The organism is Vibrio sp. 1402 (assembly GCF_033340275.1).
Genome location: NZ_JAWOWE010000094.1, coordinates 1 through 1,032 on the forward strand (window position 1 = coordinate 1; position 1,032 = coordinate 1,032).

The following is a 1,032-nucleotide window of genomic DNA, read 5'->3' on the forward strand; positions in this document are numbered from 1 at the left end:
GCAACTACTACGTTATTGTTGATCCACAAGAAAATTATGCGGGACTCGAACACTACTCCCCTGATGAGATTTTAATGCTCTCCCCCAAAGTGCGCACCGCCGTTTCTAATGCAGTGGAATGCATCCATCCAAATGACCCCACGGTTTGCGGCGTTTCCCATGTACTTTGGACAGGGAAACCAACGCAAGACGGCGCAACGGCTCGCAATGCCGTTTTTTATGGCGATAAAGCACTCGACCGATCGCCATGTGGAACCGGCACGAGCGCACGCATGGCGCAATGGTACGCGAAAGGAAAACTCAAATCAGGCGAAGATTTCGTGCATGAAAGCATCATCGGCAGCCTATTTAACGGCCGTATTGAGGGTATCACCGAAGTAAACGGACAAACGGCGATTTTGCCGAGCATTGAAGGTTGGGCACAAGTGTATGGCCACAACACCATTTGGGTCGATGATGAAGACCCGTACGCGTACGGATTTGAAGTGAAATAAGGACAGTAAGGAAGAACAATGAATTCGCAAAACTCACAGGTGTTTTACGCCACCAACGCCTTTACCGGTGAACGATTAACGACGCCGTTTCCCGTCCATGGAGAGATGGAAGTTAACCAAGCTGCAGAAGCAGCAGACAAAGTTGCACGCAGTTTTCGCCGACTCAGCAACGAAAAGCGCGCCAACCTACTCTGCTCTATTGCGTCAGAGGTAGAAGCAAGACGTGAAGATATTGTCGCGTGTGCGCATTTAGAAACAGCGCTTCCACAGGCACGTTTAGAGGGAGAAGTCGGCAGAACGGCTAACCAGCTACGATTGTTCGCAGAGGTTGTAAAATCTGGCAGTTATCATCAAGCCATCTTCGATACGCCAAATCCTGAACGCCAACCTCTACCAAAGCCTGACATTCGTCGCCAACAAATTGCCATTGGCCCTGTCGCCGTCGTTGGTGCTTCGAACTTTCCGTTAGCATTCTCAGCCGCGGGTGGCGCTACCGCATCTGCACTAGCGGCTGGCTGTCCGTTTATTGTTAAAGGCC

General features: G+C 50.9%; 2 protein-coding genes. Both read left to right on the plus strand.

The window, feature by feature from the left end; genetic code table 11:
• On the plus strand, positions 1-494 hold a 494-nt coding region (locus R7044_RS24355; protein WP_225455891.1), incomplete at its 5' end, for a proline racemase family protein.
• A gap of 18 nt (positions 495-512) precedes the next feature.
• Positions 513-1,032: aldehyde dehydrogenase family protein (locus R7044_RS24360; RefSeq protein WP_225455892.1), on the plus strand; the 520-nt coding region annotated here is incomplete at its 3' end.